This window comes from Streptomyces capitiformicae (assembly GCF_002214185.1).
Classification (GTDB): Bacteria; Actinomycetota; Actinomycetes; order Streptomycetales; family Streptomycetaceae; genus Streptomyces; species Streptomyces capitiformicae.
In genome coordinates this window covers 2,219,010-2,244,102 of record NZ_CP022161.1, presented here as the reverse complement: position 1 = coordinate 2,244,102, position 25,093 = coordinate 2,219,010, and the positions used below count along the sequence as shown (strand labels likewise).

Sequence of the window (25,093 nt, the reverse complement as noted above, 5' to 3'; positions counted from 1 at the left end):
GTCATGGTGCCACCGTGGCGGGGTATGCGTGGGGGGCGGTGGCCGTGTGCGGCCACGCACAGCGAGGGCGCCCTGGGCGTTATGCCTCCTTGGTCGCTTAGATCCTATATAAAGGATGGTCGCGGACCCACAGGCACCGCTTATGGTGCCCTGACGGCTCGTGGGAAAAGCTGACCCCATAGAAGAGTCAGAGTCACGCACAGCCTCATGTGCGACCAAGAACCACCAAGAAGAACTCAGCAGAGTCGACCGCAACAGGTGACAGCCGTGGATCGAGGAGAAGAGCTGTGAGCACCGAGAACGAGGGCACCGTGGTACCCCCGGCCCCGTCCGCACCTCCCGTGCCGGTGGAAACTCCCGCTGCCTCCGCGCCGGCCCCGGCCCCCGAGCCGGGCCCGGCCACGGGGGGAACCACCGCCGAGAACGCGCCGACGGCCCCGATCCCGGCGGTCCCGCCGACCGCGCCGACCGCGCCGGAGGCGCCCACGGCGATACAGCCGGCGGTCGGGGACCAGCCGAGCGCGGGCCGGCCGCAGCAGCCGTCAGCCCCTCAGGCGCAGCCGGATCTCGTGTCCGCGGGGGTGCCCGGGTACGCGGCCGCCGCAGGCCAGGGGCCGGGGCATGGCCCCGAGGCCGGTGGGGATTACGGCCAGGCACCCGGCCCGGTCGGCGGATCCTCCGCGCCCGACGCCTCCTGGCCGCCTCCCGCACCGCCCGCCGTCCCGTCGTACGCGGACGGCGGCTCGTACGGGCACTACAGCGGCGCCGGAGGTGTCGGCGGTTCCGGCGGTTCCGGCGGGGACGGCGGCGGCTGGGGTTCCTCGTGGCAGCAGGCCCAGCAGCCGGCGCCCAAGCCGACGGGCGGCAGGCGTGGCGGCCTGGTCGCGGCGGTGATCGCGGCCGCGCTGTTCGCGGGCGGAATCGGCGGCGGCCTCGGCTACACCCTCGCCGACCGCAACGACAACTCCACCGGCTCCACGACCGTTTCGGCCTCGCAGAGCGGCGGTGACGTCAAGCGAGCGGCGGGTACGGTCGCCGCCGTGGCCCAGTCGGCGCTGCCGAGCACGGTCACGATCGAGGCGTCGAGCAGCGACGGCAACGGCGGTACGGGTACCGGCTTCGTGTTCGACAAGGAAGGCCACATCGTCACCAACAACCACGTGGTGGCGGAAGCGGTCGAGGGCGGCAAGGTGTCGGTCACCTTCCCGAACGGCAAGAAGTACGACGCCGAGGTCGTCGGCCATGCGCAGGGTTACGACGTGGCGGTCATCAAGCTGAAGAACGCCCCGGCGGACCTCAAACCGCTGACCCTCGGCGACTCGGACAAGGTGGCCGTGGGCGACTCCACGATCGCGATCGGCGCCCCCTTCGGCCTCAGCAACACGGTCACCACCGGCATCATCAGCGCCAAGAACCGTCCGGTGGCTTCCAGCGACGGCAGCTCCGACAGCAAGGCCTCCTACATGAGCGCCCTGCAGACCGACGCGTCGATCAACCCCGGCAACTCCGGTGGCCCTCTCCTCGACGCCCAGGGCAACGTCATCGGCATCAACTCGGCCATCCAGTCCGCCAGCAACGGCGGCTTCGGCTCCGGCCAGGCGGGTTCCATCGGCCTGGGCTTCGCGATCCCGATCAACCAGGCCAAGAACGTGGCCCAGCAGCTGATCAGGACGGGCAAGCCGGTGTACCCGGTGATCGGAGCCTCGGTCTCGCTGGGGGAAGGCACCGGCGGAGCGAAGATCACCGAGCCGGGCGAGGGCGGCGCGGACTCGATCACCGCGGGCGGCCCCGCCGACAAGGCCGGCCTGAAGCCCGGCGACGTGATCACCAAGCTCGACGACCACGTCATCGACAGCGGCCCCACCCTCATCGGCGAGATCTGGACCCACCTGCCCGGCGACAAGGTCACCCTGACCTACACCCGCGACGGCAAGACCCAGACAGCCGAGGTCACCCTCGGCGAACGCGAGGGCGACAGCTGACCCCCACGCCCCCACCCCGACCGGCTAGTCTTGTCCCCGCGTGCCCACGATCGTGGGCACGCGGGGTGGGTTGCCCGAGCGGCCTAAGGGAACGGTCTTGAAAACCGTCGTGGCGCGAGTCACCGTGGGTTCAAATCCCACACCCACCGCTTGCAGGTCAGAGAACTAGCAGGTCAGCGGGCCCGGCTCCGGGATGGAGCCGGGCCCGCCGTGTTCACCCTGTCTCACCCCGGACCGCCCGTATCCCACGTCTGATCAGGGTGTGTGGGCCATCCGTGGGCCAGGATCCGGGCTCATTGGTCACCCCTCAGCCCCTTGTCGATCAGGTCGTTCGCGAGCGCCTGCTGGCCCCGGAGAATCTTGGCGTAGAAGCGGAACAGCACGGTGAGGCTGTGGCCGGCCCGCCGCGCGACCTCGACGGGATCCACGCCCGAGTTGATCCACAGGGAGACCCCGGCGTGCCGCAGCGAGTACGGCACGTCCGCGAGCGGCGTTGCGGCCTCGGCCTTCGTGAGCGCCTTGACGCGGGCACGGTCCCAGACCTCGCAGTACTCCGTGGACCGCACCCGGCCGCCCCGCGCCGCGCGGAACAGCCGCCCGTCCTCGGCGGTGCCGTACGTCTTGATGTGCTCGCGCAGCATCCCGACGAGCACGGGCGGGATCGGTACGGGCCTGGTCGCCCGGCGGGCCCGGCGCTTGAGACCGCGCTGCTCGTACGAAGCTCCGTCGTCGGTCCAGCCGGAGCCGACTTCGGGACGGCTTCCGGCGAGGACCAGCTCGCCCCAACCCGACTCGGGCAGTCGGCAGTCCGCCGCGGTGAGCGCGGCGATCTCGGACGGGCGCATGGCCGCGTAGTAGAGGCAGCCGAAGAACGGGGCGAGGTGGGCGCCCCTGGGCCCCTGCTCGCGGACCGCGGCGATCAGGTCGGCCGCCTGCTGGGGGTTGGGGACGTACCGGAAGTCGACTTCGTCGTCCTTGGCCGGCGGGTCCCAGTCGACGCGGGCGAGCGGGTTGGCGGACAGGACGCCCTTCTCGATCGCGTAGCGCATCGCGTTGCTGAGCACCATGCGCTTGCGGTTCGCGGTGTTGTCGGCGGCCGGCTCCCCGTTGAGCTTGCGGGACAGCGCGTCCAGCGCGGCTCGCGTCCGCTCGGGCTTGGCGGCCTCGGTCACCTTCACGGAGTGCTTGGCCACCCACGCGAGTGCGGCCACGACCTCGGCCGGCGGTTCCTCCGCTTCCGAGCGGGAGACGAAGACGCCCTTGTCCGTCGGTGTCGCCCGGAACGCCCAGGCGTAGAGCGCCAGGCGCAGCACCTCGGGCTCGGGGGCTCCCCGTGTCGTCGACAGGAACGCCGGGGTGACCGTGGCGAGCGCTTCCGCGATGCTCGCCCGGTGCTTGGCGGCGGCCTTCGGCCACTTCATGACCGCGTACGCCACCGCGTGCTCGTACCAGGTCGGCGTGTTGAGGGCGTCCAGCTCGCTCGCGGGCAGGCCCGTGTCCTCGTCGAACTGTTCGCGGTTGCGGAGCGCGGCCAGCAGCTCCGAACGGCGCCCGTCCGCCTGCACCTTGAGCTTGAAACTGCGCGAGTGCGGGCGTGCCCCGACGCGCCACCGCAACTCGAACGGCTTCGGACGGTTCTTGCGGGCCCGGATGGACCAGATGTCTACGTCGTACGTGAGCATGTCTCTCCAAAGAGGAGAGGGCCCGCCGTACGGCGGGCCCTCTCGGGGGGATCAGGGATCAGCGGATCAGGCGGCTTCCTCGCACCCGGACAGCCAGGAGTCCAGGTCCGACCGCCGCACGCGGAGCTGTCCGTTGGGGAGCTTGATCAGGCGCGGGCCCAGGCCACGGGCGCGCATCCGGTAGAAGGCGGCTCGGCTCATGCCGAGTTCGGCGAGGACTTCGGGAAGCTTGAGCATCTGCGGGCGGGCCATGGCTGTGTGCTCCTCCGTCTTTCTTCCTGCTGGGGGATCCGCAACATCCGCCACGCCGCAACACGGCTGGTCAGGGGCTCGGATCTGTGGCGGATCGCGGTCGTGTTGCGGATGGGTGCCGCCACACGCGCGGTGCGGCGGCACCCGTCGAGCGGTCGGTTCAACCCGCGATGCGGAGCGGGGCCGTGGCGGCTTCCGCGAGGCTGTGGCGGACTCCGTGGCGGTCATCCGCCACGGAGTCACCCGCGCTGAGCTGCGGTGTGGCGGATGTTGCGGATGTTGCGGACTCCTGAGGGGGCGGGGGGCAGTAGCGGGTCCAGGCGTCGGAAAGATCGTCCGCGTAGTAGCCCTTCGGCGTGCCGGACGGGGTGCGGATGCCGCGGGGCTTGATGGGCTTGTTGGCGGGCGTGACGTACTGCCCGAGCAGCTTGGACAGCATCCGCGAGTTCAGCGGCTTGTCGTCCACGTCGGCCCAAGGGGCGTCGTCCAGGGCGAGCAGCATCTCGAGGATGACGGCGGTGGGCATCCGGTCGGCCCCGCAGAACACCTTGTCGCGCAGGTCGGTGAGCAGCCGGATCCCGAGCGACGCCTCGTCGCTGTCGTGGGCGGCGTTCACCAGCTCCAGGCAGGCGGCGCGGGCGCGGCGCGGCCAGTCCCCGCCGGCGGCCTCCGCTACGGCGAGCAGCGGCTCCCACACGTCGGCAGGTCGGTCGGTGACGCCTTCCGGCAGTTCCGGCCAGGAGTCCGCGACCTGGTCGCGGACGCTGTCGGCCCACCGCGCGAGCCGGTCGCGCAGCGCGTGGCCCTCCTTCTCGTTGAGCCGCAGCCGGTAGGGCTCCACGTGCTCGTTCGGGGCCCGCTTCCGCATCCGGATGATGACGGAACGGGTCAGGATCGTGTCCGGCAGCGAGCCGAGACCCGCCATGGCGACGGCGCAGAAGGAAGAGAACCGCTGCACGCTCTGATTGGCTCCGTCCCCGACGCACCGAAGCATGGTGCCGATGCGCCGGTATCCCGAGTTGAGGAAGCCGCGGACCGGTTCGTTGTCGCCGGCCTTCGGGCCGAAGACGGTGTCGATCTCGTCGAACAGCAGCGTCGGCCGTCCCTCGGCCGCCTCCACCAGACGGAACAGGGCGTTGGGCGAGGCGTTCACCGTCGCCTCGGCGCGTGGCACGAGGGTTTCCACGATCTCCAGTGCGCGGGACTTCCCGGAACCCGGCTCGGGGGACAGGAAGGCGAGCCGGGGGGTGGAGTCGAAGCAGTCGAGCAGGTGGGCGTGAGCGTCCCACAGCGTGACGGCGACATACGCGGCCTCGGTGGGGAAGACGTTGAAGCGGCGGTGGAAGGCTTCCACCTCGCCCAGCAGCGCGGCCCCGTCGACGGCGGCCGGGATCTTCTCGGGCCCGGTCATGCGGCGGCCCTTCCTTCCTGGTTGGTGCGGAGCGGGCACACAGCCCGGTGATCGACGTGCTCGGCCACGAGGGCGGCCACCTTGCTGCGGCCGACGGCGCTGCGGTCCCGACCGCAGGCGCATGTCGATGTCGCCGTGGGGATCGCGCCGCGGCCGGGTGCGGTCACCCGCAGCCAGGCGACGGGGTGGCGTCCGTCGGCCGGGCGCGGGTCAGGACGAACAGCAAGGGGGACGCCCTGACGGGCGGCGTCCCTCGGGCGCCCAGGGCCGTCCGTGGCGGGGGCCGGTTCGGCGATGCTCGGCCGGTCACCGGTCCGGGTCGGGCTTTTCAGTGGGGGACGCGGTCGGGCGCTCATGCCGTCTCCCGGGGCTGGGCGGTGCGGATCGACCAGTTCAGCGCGCTGCGGAGGGTCGAGCGGCACTCATACGGCTTCAGCCCGGCAGACTCTCCCGCCCCCTGAAAAGCCTCCTCGACCATGTGCCGGGGGATGTCGCCCCACGCGACGAACCGGCCCAGGGCGCGGGCGGCCTCGAACAGCGTCCGCTCGCGCATGCCCTCGGGGGCCTGCTCGATCCGGGCCCGTTCGCGCTCCAGGGCGACGGTGGCGCAGCGGCTCGCGTTCCTCGGCACGGCGAGGGTGAGAGGCCGGGCCGGTCCGGGCGCGGGCCGCAACAGCGTGAGCAGCCATCCGGGCAGCGGCGCGACCGGGGCCGGGTCGGTCACTGCGTACGCCCCGGCGTTCGTGGTGCTGCCGGGGGCGACGACGTAGCCGCCCCCGGCCCGGGTGTCGATGTGCGGCCCGAGGAGGTCCTGCGTGTTGGTCAGCCGCACTCCGTCCGGGGCGGTGAAGTACAGGTGGGCTCCGCCGCTCGCGGTCCGCACCCGGTAGGTGGCGGGGACGGCGTGCCCGGCGCGCTCGCAGAGCGCCTTGAAGGTCGTCGCGCCGCACGGCGCGTCCGAACTTCCTTTGCCTTTGGGCACGTCCAGGTCGACGACGAGCAGCCCGGCCGGGCCGGTGGCGATGCCGACGTTGAAAGGGCCGGCCGCCCACGCGGTGCGGATGCGGTCGGGGTCGGTGGTGGCGCGCTGCTCCCACTTGCGGTGCCCGGCCGCGCATTCCCCCCGGCCGGTGCAGCTGCTCTCGCCGTGGAGCGCGGGCCGCTTCCCGCCCGGCCGCAGCGGGATGACGGGCCAGCCGCGCGCGGCGGCGTCCAACGCTGCTGACAGCAGCGCGGGTCGTGCGTCATGGGTCATGCTGGAGACCTCCAACAGGTCTGTTGCGGACTGGTTGGGCGAGGGCGGTCCCGGTCTTTGGCGAGAGGGGGACCGCCCTCGGCGTAGCTACTCGCAGGCGCACTCGGGCACGTCGCCGTACCCGGTGTCACCGCACTGGCAGCAGTGGGGATAGGGGTAGGGGTCGGTGTCGTCGGTCGGCGCGCACAGTTCGCAGTCGATGAACTCGTCGTTCTCGTCGTCTTCGTGCATGGGCGGTTCTCCTCAGCGGTGGTTGATGGTGCCGGTGGCCTTGCCGAACAGGCCGGTGGCGGTGATGTTCTGGGTGATCCGAGCCGGGGCCGCCGTGTCGCGTCCGCGGGCGACGCGAATCAGGACGGGGACGGCGACGACGGCTGCGACGACGAGGGCGGCGGCGGACCACAGGGCATGGGTCATGGCGATCAGTCCTGGTGCGGCGTAGGAGAGGCCGATACCGGCGGCGGCGATGCCGCCCCCGACGGTCGGCGCGAGCAGGGCGGTGGTCTTGGCCCACGCCGGGATCGGAGCCGCGGCGGGGGCCGGTGCGGCCGGGGCCGGAGCGGGCGGCTCGGTGTAGGCGAGGGTCTGCAGGCCGTTCGCGAGGGTGACCCACTGGACGCCGGGCGGGATGTCCTCGGGCCGCAGGACGACCGGCCGGGCCGGTCCGGACACCGTGAGGGGCGGGAGGGTGGTGATCTCGTACGGGTTCTGGGGGTGCACAACGGAGTCCCTTCGACGGGACGGGCAGCACCCCCGGTGGCGGGATGCTGCCCGTGCTCGCTTGTCGTGTCGGTTGTCGTCCCGCTTGTCGTGCGGCTTGTCGCTTGTCTTGTCTTGTCGCTTGTCGCCCTGCTGGTCAGAGCCGGTTTTCGGGGCTCACGGGGCCACCCACGGGCCTTCCTGCGGGTGGGAGACAAGCCGCGGACGTTCACTCCTCGGGCGAGGCACCGGGTGCGTGGCGGCGGTGGACGTAGCGGGCTTTGGTGCCGGTGCCGACCCGTACCGCGGTGCCGTCCTCGGTCCACGCCTTGAGCCAGCCGACGACGGTCTGCCGGGTGGTGCCGTGTTCGTCCGCGAGCGCGCGGGCGATCGCGGACGCTCCGGTGCCCTCGGGCCCGGCGGCGAGCAGCAGGGCGAGCGCGGCCTGCCGGGCGGCGTTGTCCTCGTTGCGGAGCGCGGACAGGTTCAAGCCCGGTGCGGGCGGCTGCTCGGGTTCCCGGGTGGGGTGTCCTGGTTCGGAGGCGGTGGCGAACTGGGCGTCGATCTGCTCGCGGAACTTCCGCGCCAGTTCGTCCTCGCTCAGCGGATCCGCCGACCGCTCCTCGCGGAGCGCGGACAGGTTCAGTCCGTCGGTGTGACCCTGCTGCCGGTCCTGCTCCGTGGCCGACGGGGCGGCGTGGTCGCGCATCCACGCGGTGCGGACGTGGTCCCAGCGCCGCGCATAGTCCGGTCCGGCCGCCTTCGCGGACGTGGCGTCCAGGGTCGGGTGCCGGTCGGAGGTGGCGGCGACGATGTCCCGGATCTGGTTGGGCAGGATCCGCCAGGACTTGAACAGCGCGGCCGGGGACTCGGGCGTGCCCATGAACCCGGCGCCCTTGTAGGGGGCCTGGTCCACGCGCAGCCCGCGGGAGCCGGGGAACTGCTTGCCCAGATCCATGCCCTCGGTCTCGCCACCGGTGAGCGCGACCCGCACTTTGGCCTCGCGGCGGATCATCAGGTTGCCGAGCACCGCGCCGGTGGCCCCGAGCGCGGTCAGCACGGTGCGGATGCCCATGGCGCGGGCGATCCGGATCACTTCCAGGATCTTCTCCGCGAGCTTGCGCGACTCGCGGTCGCTGCTGGCCAGGATCTCCGCGCCCTCATCGATCACGATCATGATCTGCGGGATGCGGTCGCTGATCGGCAGCAGATCCGTGTTCGCCTTGGACATCAGGTCCTGGTAGGCCATCTTGCGGTGCTTGGCGATCCGCACCGCCGCATCCAGCATGAGCGCGGCTTCCTCGTGGGAGGCGGCGAGCCAGTCCACGCCGGGCCGCATGCCGTCGGCCGTCTGCCCGCTGCTGTCGAGCGCGGGCCGCACCCAGGGAAGGCCGGCCGATCCGGCGTTGAGGTCGATCACCCACGTCAGGACATCGGTCGCGCGGGCGAACCCGGCGAGGATCGTGTGGACCATGTTCGTCTTGCCCGAACCGGTCGGGCCGACGACCAGAGCGCACTGCTCGCGCAGGTAGGCGCGAATCTCGTCGGCGTTGGTCCGCAGCCCCCAGGGAATCCCGGAGTGCAGGGAGAGGGGCCCGTAGTCGGAGGGGTAGGTGACTTCGGCGGCGAGCACGTTCACGGTGGTCACGTCCACCAGCACGCGGCCCTGGTCGATGCCCTGGGACGCGGTGGCGGTGCAGCCGTGCGGCAACCGCGCGTCCGCCGACAGTCGCGCGGACTCCCGGGCGATCCTGTCGTACGTAATGCCGCCCGGCGGGAGCTCGGCGTCGATGGTGAACCCGGTCCCGGTGGGCCACATCTCGACCGCGAGCACGCGCACGGTGACGCCGCACACCCGCTGGATACGGTCCACCCACTCCGCCGCGATCTGCCGGCGTTCGGCGGACAACTCGCGGGCGACCTGCCGTTCCGCGGCGGCGATGGCCTCCAGCTCCCGCGCCTCCTCGTGCAGCAGCGTGGCCCGGGCGGCGGCCCCCATGCCCACGCCGATGGTGGCGAGCGAGCCGAGCGCGGCCCAGGACAGCGGGCCGGTGGCCATGGCCCACGTCGTCCACCCGGCTCCGACGAGCCAGGACGCGGCGCGCATCCCGACGGTGCGCGCGGCGAGGCGGTCACGGATGCTGGTGACGGTGTGGCCGATCGCGCCCGCGGCGCCGACGGCGAGGACCCAGCCGGGCGGCATCCCGGCGGCGGCTCCGGTGGTGGCAACGGCGAGGCATCCGGTGGTGGCGGACAGAGCGCCGGTCACGGGTCCGTGACCGGCCGCCCAGTCCCACACCGGGCCCGTATCGGCCTGTGTGGTCGTGCTCATCTCAGACGTTCCATCCCTTCTCGGCCTCGGGCCCGTTGCGCGGGTCCTCGTGTCGGGCGATGTCCTGCTGGTGCGCCTGCCGGAACAGCGGCCCCATGTCCTCCGCGACCGCGACGGCCGACATGAGCGCGCCGAAGATGTCGTTGAAGCCGTCCGCGACTTCCTTCTCCAGCGGGAACTCGGAATCGGCGCGCTCGGCGAGGATCCGCATCACGTTCGCCACGCTCGTGAGCGCGGCCGGCAGGCCCTCGACCATGGCGAGGATCTCCATGGCGTTGTCGGGGTCGTACTGCTGCGCGGCGGATTCCATCTCCGCCGCGTGCTCCTCGAACCGGAACCCGGTCACGGTGTCTCCTTCACTGGTCGTCGTGCTTGGGGTGGCGGGGACGACGCCGGCGGGGCGCTCGGCCGTGTCCCCGATCTGCTCGGTGCCGTCGTCGGCCGCCTCGGCGTCGGCGGCGGCCTCCTCGTCCCGCAGCGCGGCGAGCGTGGCCGCGTCGCGGCTCTCGCGGTCCCGCTCGGCGTGCTGGGTCATCCGCCGGTACAGGCGGCGGCCGGGGTACTGGAGCCACACCCACCCGAGCTTCCGGCCGAGCGGAGTGGTGACCATCCCGACCACTCCGAGCGCGGCCCCGAGCAGCACCGCGAGCAGGCGGCGGCCCTGGAAGCGGGCGGCGGAACGCCACAGCGCCTTGCGCGCCCGCCGCCGGGCGGGGGCCTTGCGGACCTCCGAACGCTGCTGGGCGACGTGCCCGGCCGCCTTGCCGTCCCGGACCGCCCGAGCGCGGTCGACCGCCTTGCGGCGGGACGCGCTCGCCGTGCCAAGTCCCTTGGCCGCAGCGCGGCCTATCGGTCCCTTACCGGCCAGGGACGCGGTACGGGCCTGGTGCTTGGCGGCGCGGCGGGCGTCCGCGACCGCGCGGCGGGCACCGGCCGTCTCCGCCCGGCGGGCGGCGCGCGACGGTGCGGCCGTACGGGCCGACTCCCGCAGTGCCTTGACCTGCCCCATCCGGCCCCGAACCGCGCCTGCGGCCGAACCGTGCGGCGCCGCGGGACGGTTGGGCCGTCCGCCGTTCTTCGGGGTCGGTGCCTTGATGCCGTCGGCAGTACGGCGTCCGCCCCTGCCGAGCACACCGGCCTTACCGGGCCGGTGACTTCCGTCGGCCGTCGTACGGCCGGGCTTGCTACCCGTGCGACCGCTTCCGGCCCGGCTGCTCGTGGGCCGCTGCTGCGGCATCCGGGCCGAACTGCTCTGGCCCGCCGCGCGGTTGCGGGTGGTGGCGGTTCGGGCGGACCCCCGTCGGTCGCGGCGGTTGCGGGTGGCGGCCGCGGTGCCGACCACGACGGCGCCGGTAGCGGCGAGCGCGAGCGCCACCGGGCCGCCGACCAGGGCGGCCGCCCCGAGCAGTGTGGCGGTGGTGTTCGTACCGCTCACCGCGAGCGGTACGACCGGCCACCCGCCCGGCGTGTGCGCCACCTCGATGGCGGCCGGGGCGGCGGGAGTGTCGGACGAGGTGGGCGCTACGTCCGGTGGAGCATCCGGTACCGCTACCGGCGTGATGGTGGTGTCCGTCATGCTGAGTGCACTCCTTCACGGGAGTAGGGGCCCGGCCGGGGACTGTGGAAGGTTGACGGCCGGGCCTTGCCGATGTGGGGCTGGCAGAACGCGCTTTGATGCGCGCGGAGTTACGGGGTCAGCACCTCAACTGGCGCTGTGGTGTCGCGCAGTTCCTGGTAGCGGGTGGAGACCCACCCGACGGACCAGCCGCACAGCTCGGCGGCGGCCCGCACGGGCAGGCCCTCTTCGAAGGCGGCGAGCACGATGCGGCGGGCCCGGTCCTCGGGCAGCTTCTCGGCGGCGGGTCCGCCGGCGAGCAGTGCGGCGCGTTCACGCGCTGCCCTCTCCTCGCGCTCGGCACGTTCACGCCGGGCGGCTTCCTCGCGGGCCCGGCGTTCCTCCTCGCGGCGCCGGGCGGCTTCCCGTTCGCTTTCCTGCCGCTCCCGCTCACGCTGTTCAAGCTCGCGCTCACGGCGTTCACGGGCTTCCCGCTCGGCGCGTTCGCGGGCTTCGGCGCGCTCGCGTTCCTCCCGCCGGGCCCGTTCCTCCCGCTCGGTCTGCTCGCGGGCCAGACGGGCCTCGTGTTCACGCTGTTCACGCGCCAGCGCGGCGGCGTGCTCGCGTTCCTCGCGGGCCCGCCGCTCGGCGGCCTCCCGGCGTTCGGAGGCCGCCCGCTCACGGGCTTCTTGCTCGGCGCGCCTACGGTCCTCCAGGGCGGTGACGGCGGTGGCGATGGCGCGCCGGTAGGCGAGTCCGGTCTCCGCGGTGACGATCAGCAGCAGCGGCGCGACCGCGTGCACGGCCACGCCGACCAGGTCTTTCTTCAGGGCGGAGTCCGCGACGTTCAGGGCCAGGGTCATGCAGCCGGTCATCCAGCGCAGGACGACCGGCCACTTGCCGCCGTCGCCTCCGAGGCGGGCCAGAACCGCGTCCAGGCGGACCACGATGACGACGGCGGCGTCCACCACGAGCGGCAGGATCGGCGCCGTCCAGTCCCACTCGTCGGGTGTGTGCCGGGCGGCGAGCGGTGTGACGGTGAGGATCGAGTAGAGCATGGCCCCGGCCACGATCAGCCAGGTGCCGGCGGACAGCGCGCGTTCCGCTGAACGGATCTGCTCGGTGTTCACGCGCCCGCCCCCGCCCATGAACGCACCCGGACAGCAGCGATCAGCACGACCGCCGAGGCAGGGTCGTCGGGGTTCTCGCTGTCCTCCGTCCACGTCCACTCGGCGCCCGGTACCGGCTCGAAGCCGAGCACGCTGAGCGCGTCCGTGCGTTCCGTGAACGTCGGCACCGCGTGGCCGAACGGGTGGTCAGGCCAGCGCTCGGTGGTGTTCAGCAGCACCACGTACAGGCGCCACCGGCCGTCGCGCAGCGACAGCTGCGCCGTGAACTCCTCCGCCATCAGGCCACCCCCGGAGCGATGGCGCCACGGCGGTTGGCCACGGCCCGCCGCGCGGCGAGCACCCGGCGGCGGGCCCGGCGGATGCGCCGCCGGTCCAGCTCGGACGGCGTGCGGTCCAGGGTGCTGATCTGCGCGTCCAGCAGCTCGACTTCCGCCCGGATGAGCGGCATCTCGTACTCGATCGCGTCCAGCTCCGCGGCCGTGGGCTCGCGGTCGGGGCCGATGGCGGTAACGGCCGTCTGAAGTGCAGCGATGTGCATCATGGGTCGTGTTCTCCCTAGCAGGTGGAACGGCCCGAACAGCGGTCCCGGTGTTCGCTGCACCGGGGCCGCGCGCCGTTGGAGCGGGTGAATCCGGCTCCCCTCAGCGCTGCTCGTGACGAGACGAGCAGCGGAGGCAACCGGCCGCAGTGCCCGAGGGACTGCGGAGAGGCTGGGTTGCGCTGTACCTCACGAGGGCGTGAGCCCGCGTGGCCGCCTACTTGGCCGAGGAGAGGCGGCGTGATCCCCATGCAGTTGTCAAAGAGCCCTCGCTTCCTTCGAGCCCGTTTCACGGAGCCCTCAGGGCGTGGCAGGCCGCACAATCCCTCGTAGTCCTGGGACTGCGTGACCGCTAGTGAGACTGTGCACTCACAGTCCCAGGACTGTCAACAGTCCTGGGACTGTGTTTCACTGGTCGCGATGAGAGGAGGCTCGAATGGCGCCGAAATGGCGAGAGCTGGCGGACCGGCTTGCCGAGCGCATCCGGAACGGCGAGTACGCGCCCGGCCAGCAGCTCCCGCACATCCGGGACCTGGTCGATGCCGGCGAGGGGTCGAAGTCCACGGTTCACGCTGCCTACAAGGCGTTGGAGGCCGAAGGGCTCGTCACCTCATCGCGCGGGCACGGCACCGTCGTACGGCAGCAAGCGCCGTTGAAGCGGCTCGGCATCGAGCGGTACGACAAGGCCAAGTGGCGGGACGGCGACGAAGTCGCGTTCATCGCTGACCGCGTGGCGTCCGGACGGGCCTACAAGCGCAACGACCAGACCCAGACAGTCAGCCGGATCGTGGCGCCGGCCGCCGTTGCAGCTGCTCACGGTCTACCGGAAGGCGCGGAGGTGTACGCGCGGGCGCGGCTCGTGAAGGAGGGCGAGCAGCCGACGCACACCCTCACGAGCTACTACCGGCCCGAACACGTCGAAGGAACACGCATCGTCGATGCGACTCCCGGCCCCGCCGGCCGCGGCGGCGGATTCCGCGTGCTCTACGACGCGGGATACGAGATCGACCACATGCGAGAGGAACTGTTCGCGCGCGTCCCCTCGGCGGACGAGGTGAAGCTGCTCCAACTCCCGCCCGGCGAGCCGGTGGTGGAGCTCCACAGGACGACGTTCACGGCCGACGGCACCGTCGTCGAGTTCGCCATCGGCGTGCACGCGGCATCCCGGTTCGCGTGGTCCTACGACTTCAAGGTGCCAGACTCGGCACGGAGTGAGGGGGACGCACAGTGATCTCGGAGCAGGCTTGGCAGGACGCCCAACTCCTCTGGGACTTCCAGCTCATGAAGCACGAACCGCGCCCCTGCTCGGTCGCGATCGGTCTCGGCAGTCACGACCTGGGCGTGGCGGACACGACGGCGGACCTCTACCACCGCGGCTTCGCCCCGCTCATCGTCTTCACGGGCGCGACCAGCCGGACCACCCAGGACCGGATGCCGCGCGGCGAAGCCGAGCACTACCGCGAGCGCGCACTCGAGCTGGGCGTGCCGGCCTCCGCCATCCTGGTGGAGCCCCGAGCCCGGAACACCGGCGAGAACGTCCAATACTCCCGGGCCATGCTTGCAGAGCAGGGCATCGACGTCTCCTCCGTGCTGCTGGTGAGCAAGCCCTACGAGGAACGCCGCGCCTACGCCACCGCCCGCAAGCTCTGGCCCGAAGTGGAGATCATCAGCGCGTCAACACCTATGAGCTTCGGGGAGTACGTGCAATCGATCGGGGACGCGAGGCTGGTCGTCGACATGTTGGTAGGAGCACAACAACGGCTCCTGGTGTACCCGCGGGAGGGATTCATGATCAGCATGGATGTCCCCGCAGACGTGACCGCGGCGTACGAAAGGCTCCGGGCGGCGGGCTTCACGAGCCGGCTCATTCGCGCGGCTGCCGACCGGTCGACCGGGTAGCGATTTCCTTACCTCATCGAGGCACGCGCACGGCGCGGACGCGCGCCGCCTCTGCGGAGCGCTGCGTGCATGCGGGCGAAGATGGGAGAACCCTGCCACCGACCTACTGCTCGGAACTGGCCTCAGACGGGCGCAGGCTTCCTTAGCATGCGCTCATGGCTGAAGCTCGCGAGCGTATTGGCAACAACATCCTTGCCACCTGCGGAACCTGTGATCAGGTAGTCATGGCTGTAGTGGAAGGAGTGCTGGTAGAAGGAACTTCGAACAAGGGTTTCCCGACCCTTCTCCAGCTTGCAAGATGCCTTAAATGCGGCGATGGACTGCTTGCTGTGGAAGAAGATTACGGGAAAGGCTGGGACGGTAATCCCATGACGGTCTGGCCGAACACGCAAAGATCACTTAGTTGGCTAATTCCGGAGATTCTGAGGAGGCAGCACGAGGAGGCGCATAGGTGCTTCTCAGTCAAGGCCTATACGGCAACCGTAGTAATGGTGCGACGAACCTTGGAGGGTGTGTGTAGTAACCAGGGTGTCGATAATCGAGGACCGTTGATGAGGCGCCTTGAGCAACTCAAAGAGAGTGGCAAGATTGACGGGCGTCTTCTTGAATGGAGTCAGGCCCTCCGCTTGCTAGGTAATGAAGGTGCCCACTTCAGTGAAAAGGTGGTCACTGAAGACGACGCTGCAGATGCACTGGCCCTTGCGGAAGCGCTAATGGACTACCTGTACGTCTACTCTGCGCAGTTTGAAAAATTCAAACAGCGCAGAGCGCAGGGATGATTACTCCTAACGGATAGAAAGTCCACGCCATCCGTCAATAGTCTTGATGGAGTCTTGGAGTTTGGTGAAGCCAATCCGCCCCGGCTTGATGGCCTTTCGGAGAGGAACGCTCATGATTTCCATGGTCTTCAACATCTCTAGGATCTCGCCTAGGCCCTCCAGGAATTCTTGAAGGTCAGTCGACCCCTGCGTGACATCCGCGATAATCTTTTCCGCCAACGTTGCACCGTGTGATGTATTGACGCCAACCAGTTGGCTAACGACGGCGCGCAAGAGCGCGTCGGCCTCTGTGACGGACTGGGCGAACGTCGTCGCGCTCTCTTGCAGCTTCAGGGACGGCTCGCGTACTGCCGCTGCCATCACAACGGACCGAGATCGGAGAACGGCTGGGGAAGTGGGGCTGAACTTCTGCATCTCCTCCTGCACCACCGTGCACCACGTGGTGAGGTCTTGCGTTGCTGCTTCCAGTTCAGGCGTGAGAGCCTCTCCCAGTTGGTTCAGTTGCTCAAAGTGCTGAAACAAGTCGAATTCCTCGTTCAGCTCCTCCGATTTTTCCACTCCAGCTACCGCTGCGACGGCAGAAAGGTTCTCTTCTGCTTGAGAGATAATAGTGACAAGCTTATCGGCGATCCTCGAGAGTGCCTCCCTCCACTCCCTCGTGCCGCGACCCGCCAAGAATGCTTCTTCAAGGTTTTCGAACTGGATACGTTCAATGAGGCGCACCTCGGGCATCTGGCTATCTGCCGTGATGCCGCTGGCGCCCATGATAACGATAGGAAGGAGTAGATACTTGGCGCCCAGCAGTTCGGCGCTCCCATGGAAGGCATTCAGCTCTTCGCGGCAGGCCGGACGGTTGAAGTACTGCATGGTGATGATTGGCATGAAGATGGAAGCGCCTCTTAGTTCAGAGTCGATTCGGCGTCGCCAATCGGTTCCCCAGCCGATACTTTCGCGGTCAAAGAAGACCTCCAGTGTGCCCCCTGTCTTCGCAGAGTAAAAGCTTCGCAGATCACTCGTGAAGTGCTCTACTGCCTGGTTGAGGAGTTCATCGTCCAGGTGTGCGTAGCTAACGAAGATACGGTTTCCCTGACCTGCGGGGTTAGCGTCCATGGTGTCTCCGGACCGTGCTCGGTGTGATAGCTGGTCATAGTGTTCCGTATGCGGTGAGTTGATGTTGGCCGTTTCGTGGAATCAATGGTCTTTCTGCTCGCTCGTGACCAGTTGCAGTGCGTTCCACCGATCTGCACCCCGCGTCCGGGTGAGTGACTGGCTGCGGCACAACGTCCACGCACAGGGGCGGACGACTACGCCCGCCTGTGGACTGTCGCCACAGGCGAGAGGCACGAGAGCTCCAAGGTCAACCGCTCGCTCAAGTTGCTTCGGACGAAGCAGTCTCGTGCCCAGCAAGACGTCTATGGGCCATGCGTGGGCCAACGCTCCTAGAGCTATCAGTGCTTGACGCATTGGCGCAGGTCAGAGCGCTGCTTTCCCTGAACTCGCGACGCTCTTGAAAACCGTCGTGGCGCAAGTCACCGTGGGTTCAAATCCCACACCCACCGCCAGTAGTGGAACGGCCCCTGACCGGGAGATTCGGTCGGGGGCCGTTGTGTTGGTCGGGGCCTCGTGGGTTGTACGGCTTGAGCCGGGGGCTCAGAGGTGTTGTTTGGCTGAGTTGACCAGGCGGCTGATGGCGTCGCGGGTCTGGACTCGGCGCTCGTCGAGCTGGGTTCTGGTTTCTGTCTTGGTGAGGGCCGTGACGTCGGCGAGTACGGTTTCCGCGGTGCGGGCCAGTGGCCCGTCCTCCGTGAGCATCTGAACGCGGAACAGGGCCTCTTGGGCGTGGGAACGCAGGTCGTACGCGCGGATGCGGACAGCGTCGGGGTCCTCCGGCGGTGGCTGTTCGTGCTCGCAGAACCACAGATGCACCAGACAGCGGCGGTAGTTGATCAGTGCGCCGGCGTAGGCGGAGTACGCGTCGAGCCGTTCCTGCCTGAGCTTCTCCCGACGTGTGAACTCGTGCCCCCTGTCGGTCGTGCGCTGCTGGAACGCCAGGGTGATCCCCGACCCGAGCAGGGTTCCCAGGACGGCTATGGCGCTGGCGATGATGGTCTCCACACCCCAAGCTGATCACGCGTTCCGCGCTCGGAGGCTCGCCGCGCGCTCGGTCGGGTCGTATGCGGGACCTACGCCCTCGGCCAGTACGACGTCCCCGCTGATGTGGTCGGTTCGCAGGCGCAGGATCTCCTGGTACGCGGGGGACGCGTACCAGGCGCGGGCCGTGGGGAGGTCGGGGAACTCGATCAGCACCATGCTGCCCGGCCAGGTTCCCTCGACCACCTCGGTCGGTGGGCCGTGGATCAGGAAGCGGCCGTGGAACGGGTCGAGGGTGTGCTGGATCCGTTCCAGGTACTCGAGGACGTCGGGGTGATGGCGGCGATCACGTAAGTGTGCGAAGCCGTATGCGGGCATGTTCGACTCCTTCGTTGGCGCCGGTATGGGACCGGTATGGGACCGGTATGGGGAGTGAAGGTAGCCACGCTTGGTTGCGGCCGCGATTACCTCCGAGGTAGGCGCCGGGGTCGCTCCGGGGTCCCGCCGATGCGGGGGTGCGGGGGGCGCTGATTCCGGAGGGAATGGCTGACTGTGGAAGGAGCCGCGATGTCTGTGATGGACAAGCTCAAGCAGCAGTTCGGTACGGATGAGACCGGACAAGGCCAAGGGCGTGAGGCTCCGCCTCAGTCGTGAGGTTGTGACGTGGGAAGGGGTGTCCCCTGCGGTGTCCTCCGCTGAGGGACACCCCTTCCGCCGCGGGCCTTCGACGTCAGGCCGGCTCTTCGTCCGCGGCCTCCCGTGCCGCCATGATCTCCGTCTCGTACTTGTCGATGATCTGCTGCGCGCTCGCGCCGGTGAGCTTCGCGAGTTCGTCGATGGACGCCACGGCCCAGTTCGCGAGGGACAGGGCGAAGGCCAGTAACCGGTCGTCGCCGTAGGCGCGTTTGATGGTGAGCAGGTAGGTCAGGTTCAGGTACGGCACGAGGTCGGGTTCGTCGGTTCGGCCCGTGCTCGCCCTCATCAGTTCGATGGTCGTCTGTGTCGCCTCGGCGCGCAGCGGTAGCAGGCGGTCCCGCTCCGCGTGGGCCTCGGCGAGCATCTGCCGCCGGAATTCCTTCTCCGGGTCCATCTCCGGGTCCACCTTTTTCCTCCCCGACGGTCCGTTGACGCCGCGATCGTTCACCAACTGGGCCGTCAGGGAAGGCCGTACGCCGGGTACGCCACCCGTGAGGGTTACTCCCTCGGAACTCACCCCCGCCGCGCCGACATCCGCGCCGCCGACGCCACCGTCGAGCGGGCCTCCCGCTCCGTGAGCCCCGTGCGTACGGCCGCGTCGACGAGCGCGTCGGTCAGGTCGGGGCCGAGGCCGTTCTCGTAGGCACGGCAGGCGGCCCAGAAGAGGCGGGTGTTGCGTTGGCCTTCGTGGGCGGTGAGGACGAAGTGGATCAGGCCGTGGCCATGGCCGCCCCCTCCGCCGGCCGGCCGTGGGGGTGTGGAGCGCGGCGGGGGGAGGAGCAGGCGGAGCAGTTCCGGTGGGCAGGGGGCCGGGGGCAGGTGGGCCGTGCCGGGAGCCGTGCCGTAGACGCCGTGGTCCGTGCGGGAGCCGGGGCCGACGAGGTAGCCGCCGGCGCCGCGGATGTCGATGCCGGGGGCCAGACGGCTCGCGGAGTTGGGGACCACGACGTCGGGCGGGCCGGTGAGCCAGAGGTGGCGGCCGCCGCTCGGGGTCAGTACGACGACGGTTTCCGGGATCGTGAAGAGGTGGCGCAGAGCCAGTTCGCGCAGGGCCGTCGAGGAGTCCGTACCGGACTTGGTGTCGAGGTCGACGCCGATCAGATGGTGAGGGTGGAGGCCGCAGGCGATGCCGTAGCCGGTGGCCCAGGGGGCGGCGGCGAAGAGTTCGCGGACGCGGTGGGGGTCGGTGGAGGCGTCGTACACGCCGTGGCCGAAGTGGCCGCACTCGCCGCGGCACGGGGAGGGGGACGGGTCGTCGTGGTGGGGGGAGCGTAGGGCCGGGAGTTTCGATCGGGACAGGGGGATCACCGCCAGCCCGCGTTCGGCGGCGGAGAGGGCGTGCGCCAGGGCCAGGGTGGTGGCCTGCCGGTCCATGGTGGCCATGGCTCTATGTTCGTACGAGTGTTCGATAAAGGGAAGGGGGGTCGGGGTGCGTTTCGGTTGTGGGGGCGCCGATCGCGCATCGACCGGCGCCGACGGTGCATATTCCCTCGGGTCTCAAGCCCTCGGATCTCAAGCCCGCGGGTCTCAAGGTTTTCTCGGTGGACCTTGACACCCGCGGTGACTGTTCCTTCAATCTGACGAACAGTCAGATTCCTTAGGAGGGGCGGCGACGTCGTGGTCGAGGACCTGTCCGTACGGCTCAAGGCCTACGAGGGGCGCGCGGCCGTCCTCGGCGGCCACGGCAAGGATCCCGTCAACGCGCCCATGATCCGGCACTGGTGCGAGGCCCTGGGAGACACCAACCCCGCGTACACCGGACCGGACGCCATCGCTCCGCCCACGATGCTCCAGGTGTGGACCATGGGCGGGCTGAGCGGGCACGCGACGGGGCGTTCACCGGCGTACGAGGAACTCCTCTCCCTGCTCGACGACGCCGGCTGCACCTCCGTGGTCGCCACCGACTGCGAGCAGGAGTATCTGCGGGCGCTGCGGCCGGGGGACGAGATCACGTTCGACTCGGTCATCGAGTCGGTGTCGGAGCGGAAGACGACCAAGCTCGGCACCGGGTACTTCGTGACGACGCGCATGGATGTGCGGGTCGGTGGCGAACTCGCCGGCACCCATCGCTTCCGGATCCTCAAGTACGCGCCCGTCGCCGCCACCAGGAAGCCCGAGCCGAAGCCCCAACGGCCCCGCCCCGTCGTCAATCGCGACAACGCCGGGTTCTGGGAGGGCGTCGAACGGCACGAGCTCCTCATCCAGCGCTGTGCCGACTGCGCCACCCTCCGCTTCCCCTGGCTGCCGGGATGCCACGCGTGCGGTTCGCCCGAGTGGGACACCGTCCGGGCGAGCGGGGAAGGCGTCGTGCACTCGTATGTCGTCATGCATCATCCGCCCTTCCCCGCCTTCGATCCGCCGTACGCCGTCGGGCTCGTCGAGCTCGCGGAAGGGGTGCGGATCGTCAGCGACGTCATCGGGGTGCCGTACGACAAGGTGCGGATCGGGATGGCCGTACGGCTCGAATTCATCCGGTACGACGCGGAGTTGGTGCTTCCGGTCTTTCGGGCGGAAGAGGCGGAAGCGGGAGAAGCGGTGGATGAAGTGGCGGGTGAAGTGGCGGGAGAAGCGGTGGATGAAGTGGCGGATGAAGTGGCGGGTGAAGCGGTCGATGAAGCGGTGGAAGAGGTCGGGGCATGAGGGCCGGTGACGCGCTGCCGCCGCTGGAGATCGAGATCACCCGCACCCTCGTCGTCGCCGGGGCCATCGCCTCGCGCGACTACCAGGACGTGCACCACGATCCGGAACTGGCCCGGCATCGTGGCTCGCCCGACGTCTTCATGAACATCCTGACGACGAACGGGCTGGTGGGGCGGTATGTCACCGACCACTTCGGGCCGCGTGCCGTCCTCCGGAAGGTGGCCATCCGGCTCGGCGCCCCCAACTACCCCGGCGACACCATGGTGTTGACCGGCCGGGTCGAGTCGGTCGAGTCGGTCGAGTCGGTCGAGTCGGTCGAGTCGGTCGACGGGGCCACGGCCGTCGTGAAGGTCGTCGGTGACAACGGGATCGGCCGGCATGTGACCGGCACGGTGACGGTCACGCTGCCGAGGGGGGAAGCCGAATGAGCCTGCGGACGAAGGACCGGCTCGGCGGCCGGGCCGCCGTCGTCGGGATCGGGGCCACCGACTTCTCCAAGGACTCGGGACGCAGTGAGCTGCGGCTGGCCGTGGAAGCGGTGCGGGCCGCGCTCGACGACGCGGGGCTGCGGCCCGCGGACGTGGACGGGATGGTGACGTTCACGATGGACACGAGCCCGGAGGTCACGGTCGCGCAGGCGGCCGGCATCGGCGAGCTGTCGTTCTTCTCCCGGGTCCACTACGGCGGCGGGGCCGCGTGCGCGACCGTGCAGCAGGCGGCGCTGGCCGTGGCGACGGGCGTCGCGGAGGTCGTGGTCTGCTACCGGGCGTTCAACGAGCGGTCGGGGCGGCGGTTCGGTGCGGGGGTGCGGCATCGGGAGCCGTCGGCGGAGGGGGTGGCGCTCGGCTGGACGCTGCCGTTCGGGCTGCTCACGCCCGCTTCCTGGGTGGCCATGGCGGCCCAGCGCTACCTCCACACGTACGGGCTGACCCCGGAGGCGTTCGGGCACGTGGCCGTGGTCGACCGGAAGCACGCGGCCACGAACCCGGCGGCGTACTTCCACGGCCGCCCCATCACCCTCGCCGAGCACGCGGCCTCGCGGTGGATCGTCGAGCCGCTGCGGCTGCTGGACTGCTGCCAGGAGACGGACGGCGGTCAGGCTCTCGTCGTGACGTCCGTCGAACGGGCGCGGGACCTGCCGAAGCCGCCGGCCGTGGTCGTGGCGGCCGCCCAGGGCGCAGGCCGGGCGCAGGAACAGATGACGAGCTTCTACACTCGGGATCTGGCAGGGCTTCCGGAGATGGGCGTGGTCGCGCGGCAGCTGTGGCGGACGTCTGGGCTCACCCCCGGCGACATCGACGTGGGGATCCTGTACGACCACTTCACCCCGTTCGTGCTGATGCAGCTGGAGGAGTTCGGGTTCTGCGGGCCAGGCGAGGCGGCGGACTTCGTGGCGGAGGAACGGCTGCCGCTCAACACGCACGGCGGGCAGCTCGGGGAGGCGTATCTGCACGGGATGAACGGCATCGCAGAGGCGGTAAGGCAGCTGCGGGGGACGTCCGTGAACCAGGTCGCGGGGGCGGAGCGGGTGCTGGTCACGGCTGGTACGGGGGTGCCGACCTCGGGGTTGGTCCTGGGGACGGACGGATGAGGTCGCCCCGGCCCGTACATCGGCGGCGTACGCCGGAACGCGCGCGCCCCGTACACCCTGCGCAGGTGTCTCTCAGGGATACACCCTCAGTACCTGAGGGCCGCTCGTCCACCTTCAGGAGGTGGGGCCTGCCCCACTCCTACAACCTGAGGGGGAGTCGTCTTCGGGACCTGCGGCCGATCCGCCGGGGCGGGGCCCGCTCCTAGCGTGGAGCCATGACCACACCCGTCTGCACCAGCGCTTCGAACGCCGCTTACCCGTCGTTGAACGCCGCGTACCCGTCGTTCTCGGCGTACGTGAAGGCACGCCAGCCGGTGCTGCTGCGGACAGCCCGGTCGCTGACCCCCAACCCGAGCGACGCGGAGGACCTGCTGCAGACCGCGCTGGCCAAGACGTACGTCGCCTGGGAGCGCATCGAGGACCACCGGGCGCTCGACGGTTACGTACGGCGCGCGCTGCTGAACACACGTACGTCCCAGTGGCGTAAGCGCAAGGTGGACGAGTTCGCGTGCGACGAGCTGCCGGAGCCGGAGGGCGTCCAGGCCGGGGACCCGGCCGAGCAGCAGGCGCTGCACGACGCGATGTGGCGGGCGATCATGAAGCTCCCGGCGCGACAGCGGGCGATGGTGGTCCTCCGGTATTACGAGGACCTCAGTGAGGTGCAGACGGCCGAGGTGCTCGGCGTCTCGGTCGGTACGGTGAAGTCGGCGGTGTCGCGCGCGCTGGGCAAGCTGCGCGAGGACCCGGAGTTGGAGCCCGTGCGGTAACCCTTTCTGATCGATCATCCCGGGACCTAGTGACATACCAACCGGTATGTGCGCAGAATCAGCACAACTGTTACCACCGCGTAGGCAGAGCCGCCCCGGGAGGACGCCGTGCTGAGCACCATGCAGGACGTACCGCTGTTGATCTCCAGGATCCTGACCCACGGGTCGGTCATCCACGGGACGTCGCAGGTGATCACCTGGACGGGCGAAGGGGAACCCGAGCGCCGCTCCTACGCGGAGATCGGCGCCCGTGCCGCGCAGTTGGCCCACGCCCTGCGCGAGGACCTCGGAGTCGATGGCGACGAACGAGTCGCGACGCTCATGTGGAACAACTCGGAGCATGTCGAGGCATACTTCGCGATCCCCTCCATGGGAGCCGTCCTCCACACCCTCAACCTGCGCCTGCCCCCCGAGCAGCTCGCCTGGATCGTCAACCACGCCGCCGACCGGGTGATCATCGCCAACGGTTCGCTGCTTCCCCTCCTCGCGCCGCTCCTGCCGCACCTCAAGCCGGTTGAGCACGTCGTCGTCGCCGGGCCCGGCGACCGCTCGCTGCTCGCCGGGGCGAGCGTTCAGGTGCACGAGTACGAGGAGCTGATCGCCGGCAAGCCGACCACGTACGACTGGCCCGCGCTGGACGAGCGCGCCGCCGCCGCCATGTGCTACACCTCCGGCACCACCGGCGACCCCAAGGGCGTCGTCTACTCCCACCGCTCGATCTATCTGCACTCCATGCAGGTCAACATGGCCCAGTCCATGGGCCTGACGGACGAGGACCTCTCCCTCGTCGTCGTCCCGCAGTTCCACGTCAACGCCTGGGGTCTGCCGCACGCGACCTTCATGACCGGCGTCAACATGCTGATGCCGGACCGGTTCCTGCAGCCCGGCCCGCTCGCCGAGATGATCGAGACGCAGAAGCCGTCGCACGCCGCCGCCGTCCCCACCATCTGGCAGGGGCTGCTCGCCGAGCTGAGCGCCCGCCCGCGTGACGTCAGCTCGCTCGCCCAGGTCACCATCGGCGGCTCGGCCTGTCCGCCCGCGCTGATGCAGGCTTTCGACAAGCTGGGCATGCGTGTCTGCCACGCCTGGGGCATGACGGAGACCTCCCCGCTCGGCACGATCGCCCGGCCGCCGGCCCATGTGGAGGCCGGCTCGGACGAGGAGTTCGCGTACCGGCTCACCCAGGGTCGTTTCCCGGCCTCCGTCGAGGCCCGCCTCACCGGCCCCGGCGGCGAACGCCTCCCCTGGGACGGCGAGTCCGCCGGTGAGCTGGAAGTGCGCGGACCGTGGATCGCGGGCGCGTACTACGGCGGCCAGGGCGCCGAACCCATCCGCCCCGACGACAAGTTCAGCGAGGACGGCTGGCTGAAGACGGGCGACGTCGGCACGATCAGCCCCGACGGCTTCCTGACCCTCACCGACCGCGCCAAGGACGTCATCAAGTCCGGCGGCGAGTGGATCTCCTCCGTCGAGCTGGAGAACGCCCTCATGGCCCACCCGGATGTCGCCGAGGCCGCCGTCGTCGCCGTACCGGACGAGAAGTGGGGCGAACGCCCGCTCGCCACCGTTGTGTTGAAGGAGGGCGCCACGACCGACTTCGCGGCCCTCCGGTCCTTCCTCGCCGACGAGGGCGGCATCGCCAAGTGGCAGCTGCCCGAGCGCTGGACGATCATCGAGTCGGTACCGAAGACGAGCGTAGGCAAGTTTGACAAGAAGGTGCTGCGGAGGCAGTACGCGGAGGGCGCGTTGGACGTGACGCAGATCTAGGACGCGCACATAGGACACGGGGGCGGT

Annotated in this window: 26 protein-coding genes and 1 tRNA gene; 10 read left to right on the top strand and 17 right to left on the bottom strand. The window is 70.0% G+C overall.

Features of this window, described 5'->3' with window-relative positions:
* Positions 1-287: 287 nt before the first annotated feature.
* The gene (locus tag CES90_RS09875) at positions 288-1,982 is read left to right on the top strand and encodes a S1C family serine protease (protein ID WP_189780954.1); all 1,695 of its coding nucleotides are present in this window, start codon (positions 288-290) and stop codon (positions 1,980-1,982) included.
* Between the two features lie 64 nt (positions 1,983-2,046).
* Positions 2,047-2,131, top strand: a tRNA-Ser gene (locus CES90_RS09870).
* Between the two features lie 144 nt (positions 2,132-2,275).
* Here the strand turns inward: CES90_RS09870 and CES90_RS09865 are convergent.
* From CES90_RS09865 to CES90_RS09810, 12 genes are all read right to left on the bottom strand, one after another.
* Positions 2,276-3,664, bottom strand: coding sequence for a site-specific integrase (locus CES90_RS09865; protein ID WP_189780955.1), 1,389 nt, complete (start codon positions 3,662-3,664; stop codon positions 2,276-2,278).
* 66 nt (positions 3,665-3,730) lie between these two features.
* Positions 3,731-3,916 carry a helix-turn-helix transcriptional regulator gene (locus tag CES90_RS09860; RefSeq protein WP_018892556.1) on the bottom strand — a complete coding sequence of 62 codons (186 nt, stop codon included), beginning with the start codon at positions 3,914-3,916 and terminating at the stop codon, positions 3,731-3,733.
* 160 nt (positions 3,917-4,076) lie between these two features.
* Positions 4,077-5,327, bottom strand: coding sequence for a DUF3631 domain-containing protein (locus CES90_RS09855; RefSeq protein ID WP_189780956.1), 1,251 nt, complete (start codon positions 5,325-5,327; stop codon positions 4,077-4,079).
* Positions 5,324-5,683 (bottom strand): hypothetical protein, encoded by a 360-nt coding sequence (locus CES90_RS09850; RefSeq protein ID WP_189780957.1) that lies wholly within the window; start codon positions 5,681-5,683, stop codon positions 5,324-5,326. Before CES90_RS09850 ends, CES90_RS09855 begins: the two co-directional genes overlap by 4 nt.
* Positions 5,680-6,582: a bifunctional DNA primase/polymerase gene (locus tag CES90_RS09845; RefSeq protein ID WP_189780958.1), complete on the bottom strand. Its 903-nt coding sequence runs from the start codon at positions 6,580-6,582 to the stop codon at positions 5,680-5,682. The genes CES90_RS09850 and CES90_RS09845 overlap by 4 nt, the downstream gene beginning before the upstream one ends.
* Before the next feature lie 87 nt (positions 6,583-6,669).
* The gene (locus CES90_RS09840; RefSeq protein WP_189780959.1) at positions 6,670-6,813 is read right to left on the bottom strand and encodes a hypothetical protein; all 144 of its coding nucleotides are present in this window, start codon (positions 6,811-6,813) and stop codon (positions 6,670-6,672) included.
* Positions 6,814-6,825: 12 nt separating this feature from the next.
* Positions 6,826-7,302: a hypothetical protein gene (locus tag CES90_RS09835; RefSeq protein WP_189780960.1), complete on the bottom strand. Its 477-nt coding sequence runs from the start codon at positions 7,300-7,302 to the stop codon at positions 6,826-6,828.
* 208 nt (positions 7,303-7,510) lie between these two features.
* On the bottom strand, positions 7,511-9,613 hold the full coding sequence (locus CES90_RS09830) for a hypothetical protein (protein WP_189780961.1): 2,103 nt from the start codon (positions 9,611-9,613) through the stop codon (positions 7,511-7,513).
* A gap of 1 nt (position 9,614) precedes the next feature.
* Complete coding sequence (locus CES90_RS09825; RefSeq protein ID WP_189780962.1) at positions 9,615-11,189, bottom strand: hypothetical protein; 1,575 nt, start codon at positions 11,187-11,189, stop codon at positions 9,615-9,617.
* A 110-nt stretch (positions 11,190-11,299) separates the two neighbouring features.
* Positions 11,300-12,298 (bottom strand): DUF2637 domain-containing protein, encoded by a 999-nt coding sequence (locus CES90_RS09820; RefSeq protein ID WP_189780963.1) that lies wholly within the window; start codon positions 12,296-12,298, stop codon positions 11,300-11,302.
* Positions 12,295-12,576, bottom strand: a complete 282-nt coding sequence (locus tag CES90_RS09815; RefSeq protein WP_189780964.1) for a DUF6303 family protein — start codon at positions 12,574-12,576, stop codon at positions 12,295-12,297. The genes CES90_RS09820 and CES90_RS09815 overlap by 4 nt, the downstream gene beginning before the upstream one ends.
* The gene (locus CES90_RS09810) at positions 12,576-12,839 is read right to left on the bottom strand and encodes a DUF6284 family protein (RefSeq protein ID WP_189780965.1); all 264 of its coding nucleotides are present in this window, start codon (positions 12,837-12,839) and stop codon (positions 12,576-12,578) included. The genes CES90_RS09815 and CES90_RS09810 overlap by 1 nt, the downstream gene beginning before the upstream one ends.
* 433 nt (positions 12,840-13,272) lie before the next feature.
* On the opposite strand from CES90_RS09810, the gene CES90_RS09805 reads away from it, so the two are divergent.
* The 3 genes from CES90_RS09805 (at position 13,273) to CES90_RS09795 (ending at position 15,514) form a co-directional block, all read left to right on the top strand.
* Positions 13,273-14,067 carry a GntR family transcriptional regulator gene (locus tag CES90_RS09805; protein ID WP_189780966.1) on the top strand — a complete coding sequence of 265 codons (795 nt, stop codon included), beginning with the start codon at positions 13,273-13,275 and terminating at the stop codon, positions 14,065-14,067.
* On the top strand, positions 14,064-14,735 hold the full coding sequence (locus CES90_RS09800; protein WP_189780967.1) for a YdcF family protein: 672 nt from the start codon (positions 14,064-14,066) through the stop codon (positions 14,733-14,735). The genes CES90_RS09805 and CES90_RS09800 overlap by 4 nt, the downstream gene beginning before the upstream one ends.
* 155 nt (positions 14,736-14,890) lie before the next feature.
* Positions 14,891-15,514, top strand: coding sequence for a DUF4145 domain-containing protein (locus tag CES90_RS09795; RefSeq protein WP_189780968.1), 624 nt, complete (start codon positions 14,891-14,893; stop codon positions 15,512-15,514).
* Between the two features lie 6 nt (positions 15,515-15,520).
* On the opposite strand, the gene CES90_RS09790 is transcribed toward CES90_RS09795, so the two are convergent.
* The 5 genes from CES90_RS09790 to CES90_RS09770 all read right to left on the bottom strand — a co-directional run bounded on the left by CES90_RS09790 (position 15,521) and on the right by CES90_RS09770 (position 19,684).
* Positions 15,521-16,624, bottom strand: coding sequence for a toll/interleukin-1 receptor domain-containing protein (locus CES90_RS09790; RefSeq protein ID WP_189780969.1), 1,104 nt, complete (start codon positions 16,622-16,624; stop codon positions 15,521-15,523).
* Between the two features lie 540 nt (positions 16,625-17,164).
* Entirely contained in the window at positions 17,165-17,629 is a 465-nt protein-coding gene (locus CES90_RS09785; RefSeq protein WP_189780970.1) for a hypothetical protein, read from the bottom strand.
* A 12-nt stretch (positions 17,630-17,641) separates the two neighbouring features.
* A complete protein-coding gene (locus tag CES90_RS09780) occupies positions 17,642-17,983 on the bottom strand; it encodes a DUF1330 domain-containing protein (protein WP_189780971.1) in 342 nt (113 codons plus the stop codon).
* Between the two features lie 352 nt (positions 17,984-18,335).
* On the bottom strand, positions 18,336-18,707 hold the full coding sequence (locus tag CES90_RS09775; protein ID WP_229913591.1) for a hypothetical protein: 372 nt from the start codon (positions 18,705-18,707) through the stop codon (positions 18,336-18,338).
* 107 nt (positions 18,708-18,814) lie between these two features.
* Positions 18,815-19,684, bottom strand: coding sequence for a bifunctional DNA primase/polymerase (locus CES90_RS09770; RefSeq protein WP_189780972.1), 870 nt, complete (start codon positions 19,682-19,684; stop codon positions 18,815-18,817).
* 234 nt (positions 19,685-19,918) lie between these two features.
* On the opposite strand from CES90_RS09770, the gene CES90_RS09765 reads away from it, so the two are divergent.
* The 5 genes from CES90_RS09765 (at position 19,919) to CES90_RS09745 (ending at position 25,066) form a co-directional block, all read left to right on the top strand.
* A complete protein-coding gene (locus CES90_RS09765) occupies positions 19,919-20,941 on the top strand; it encodes a bifunctional MaoC family dehydratase N-terminal/OB-fold nucleic acid binding domain-containing protein (protein ID WP_189780973.1) in 1,023 nt (340 codons plus the stop codon).
* On the top strand, positions 20,938-21,369 hold the full coding sequence (locus tag CES90_RS09760) for a MaoC/PaaZ C-terminal domain-containing protein (protein WP_189780974.1): 432 nt from the start codon (positions 20,938-20,940) through the stop codon (positions 21,367-21,369). The genes CES90_RS09765 and CES90_RS09760 overlap by 4 nt, the downstream gene beginning before the upstream one ends.
* Positions 21,366-22,532 (top strand): lipid-transfer protein, encoded by a 1,167-nt coding sequence (locus CES90_RS09755; protein ID WP_189780975.1) that lies wholly within the window; start codon positions 21,366-21,368, stop codon positions 22,530-22,532. Before CES90_RS09760 ends, CES90_RS09755 begins: the two co-directional genes overlap by 4 nt.
* Positions 22,533-22,747: 215 nt before the next feature.
* Positions 22,748-23,299, top strand: a complete 552-nt coding sequence (locus tag CES90_RS09750) for a SigE family RNA polymerase sigma factor (RefSeq protein WP_189780976.1) — start codon at positions 22,748-22,750, stop codon at positions 23,297-23,299.
* 108 nt (positions 23,300-23,407) lie between these two features.
* Positions 23,408-25,066 (top strand): long-chain fatty acid--CoA ligase, encoded by a 1,659-nt coding sequence (locus CES90_RS09745; protein WP_189780977.1) that lies wholly within the window; start codon positions 23,408-23,410, stop codon positions 25,064-25,066.
* Positions 25,067-25,093: the final 27 nt, after the last annotated feature.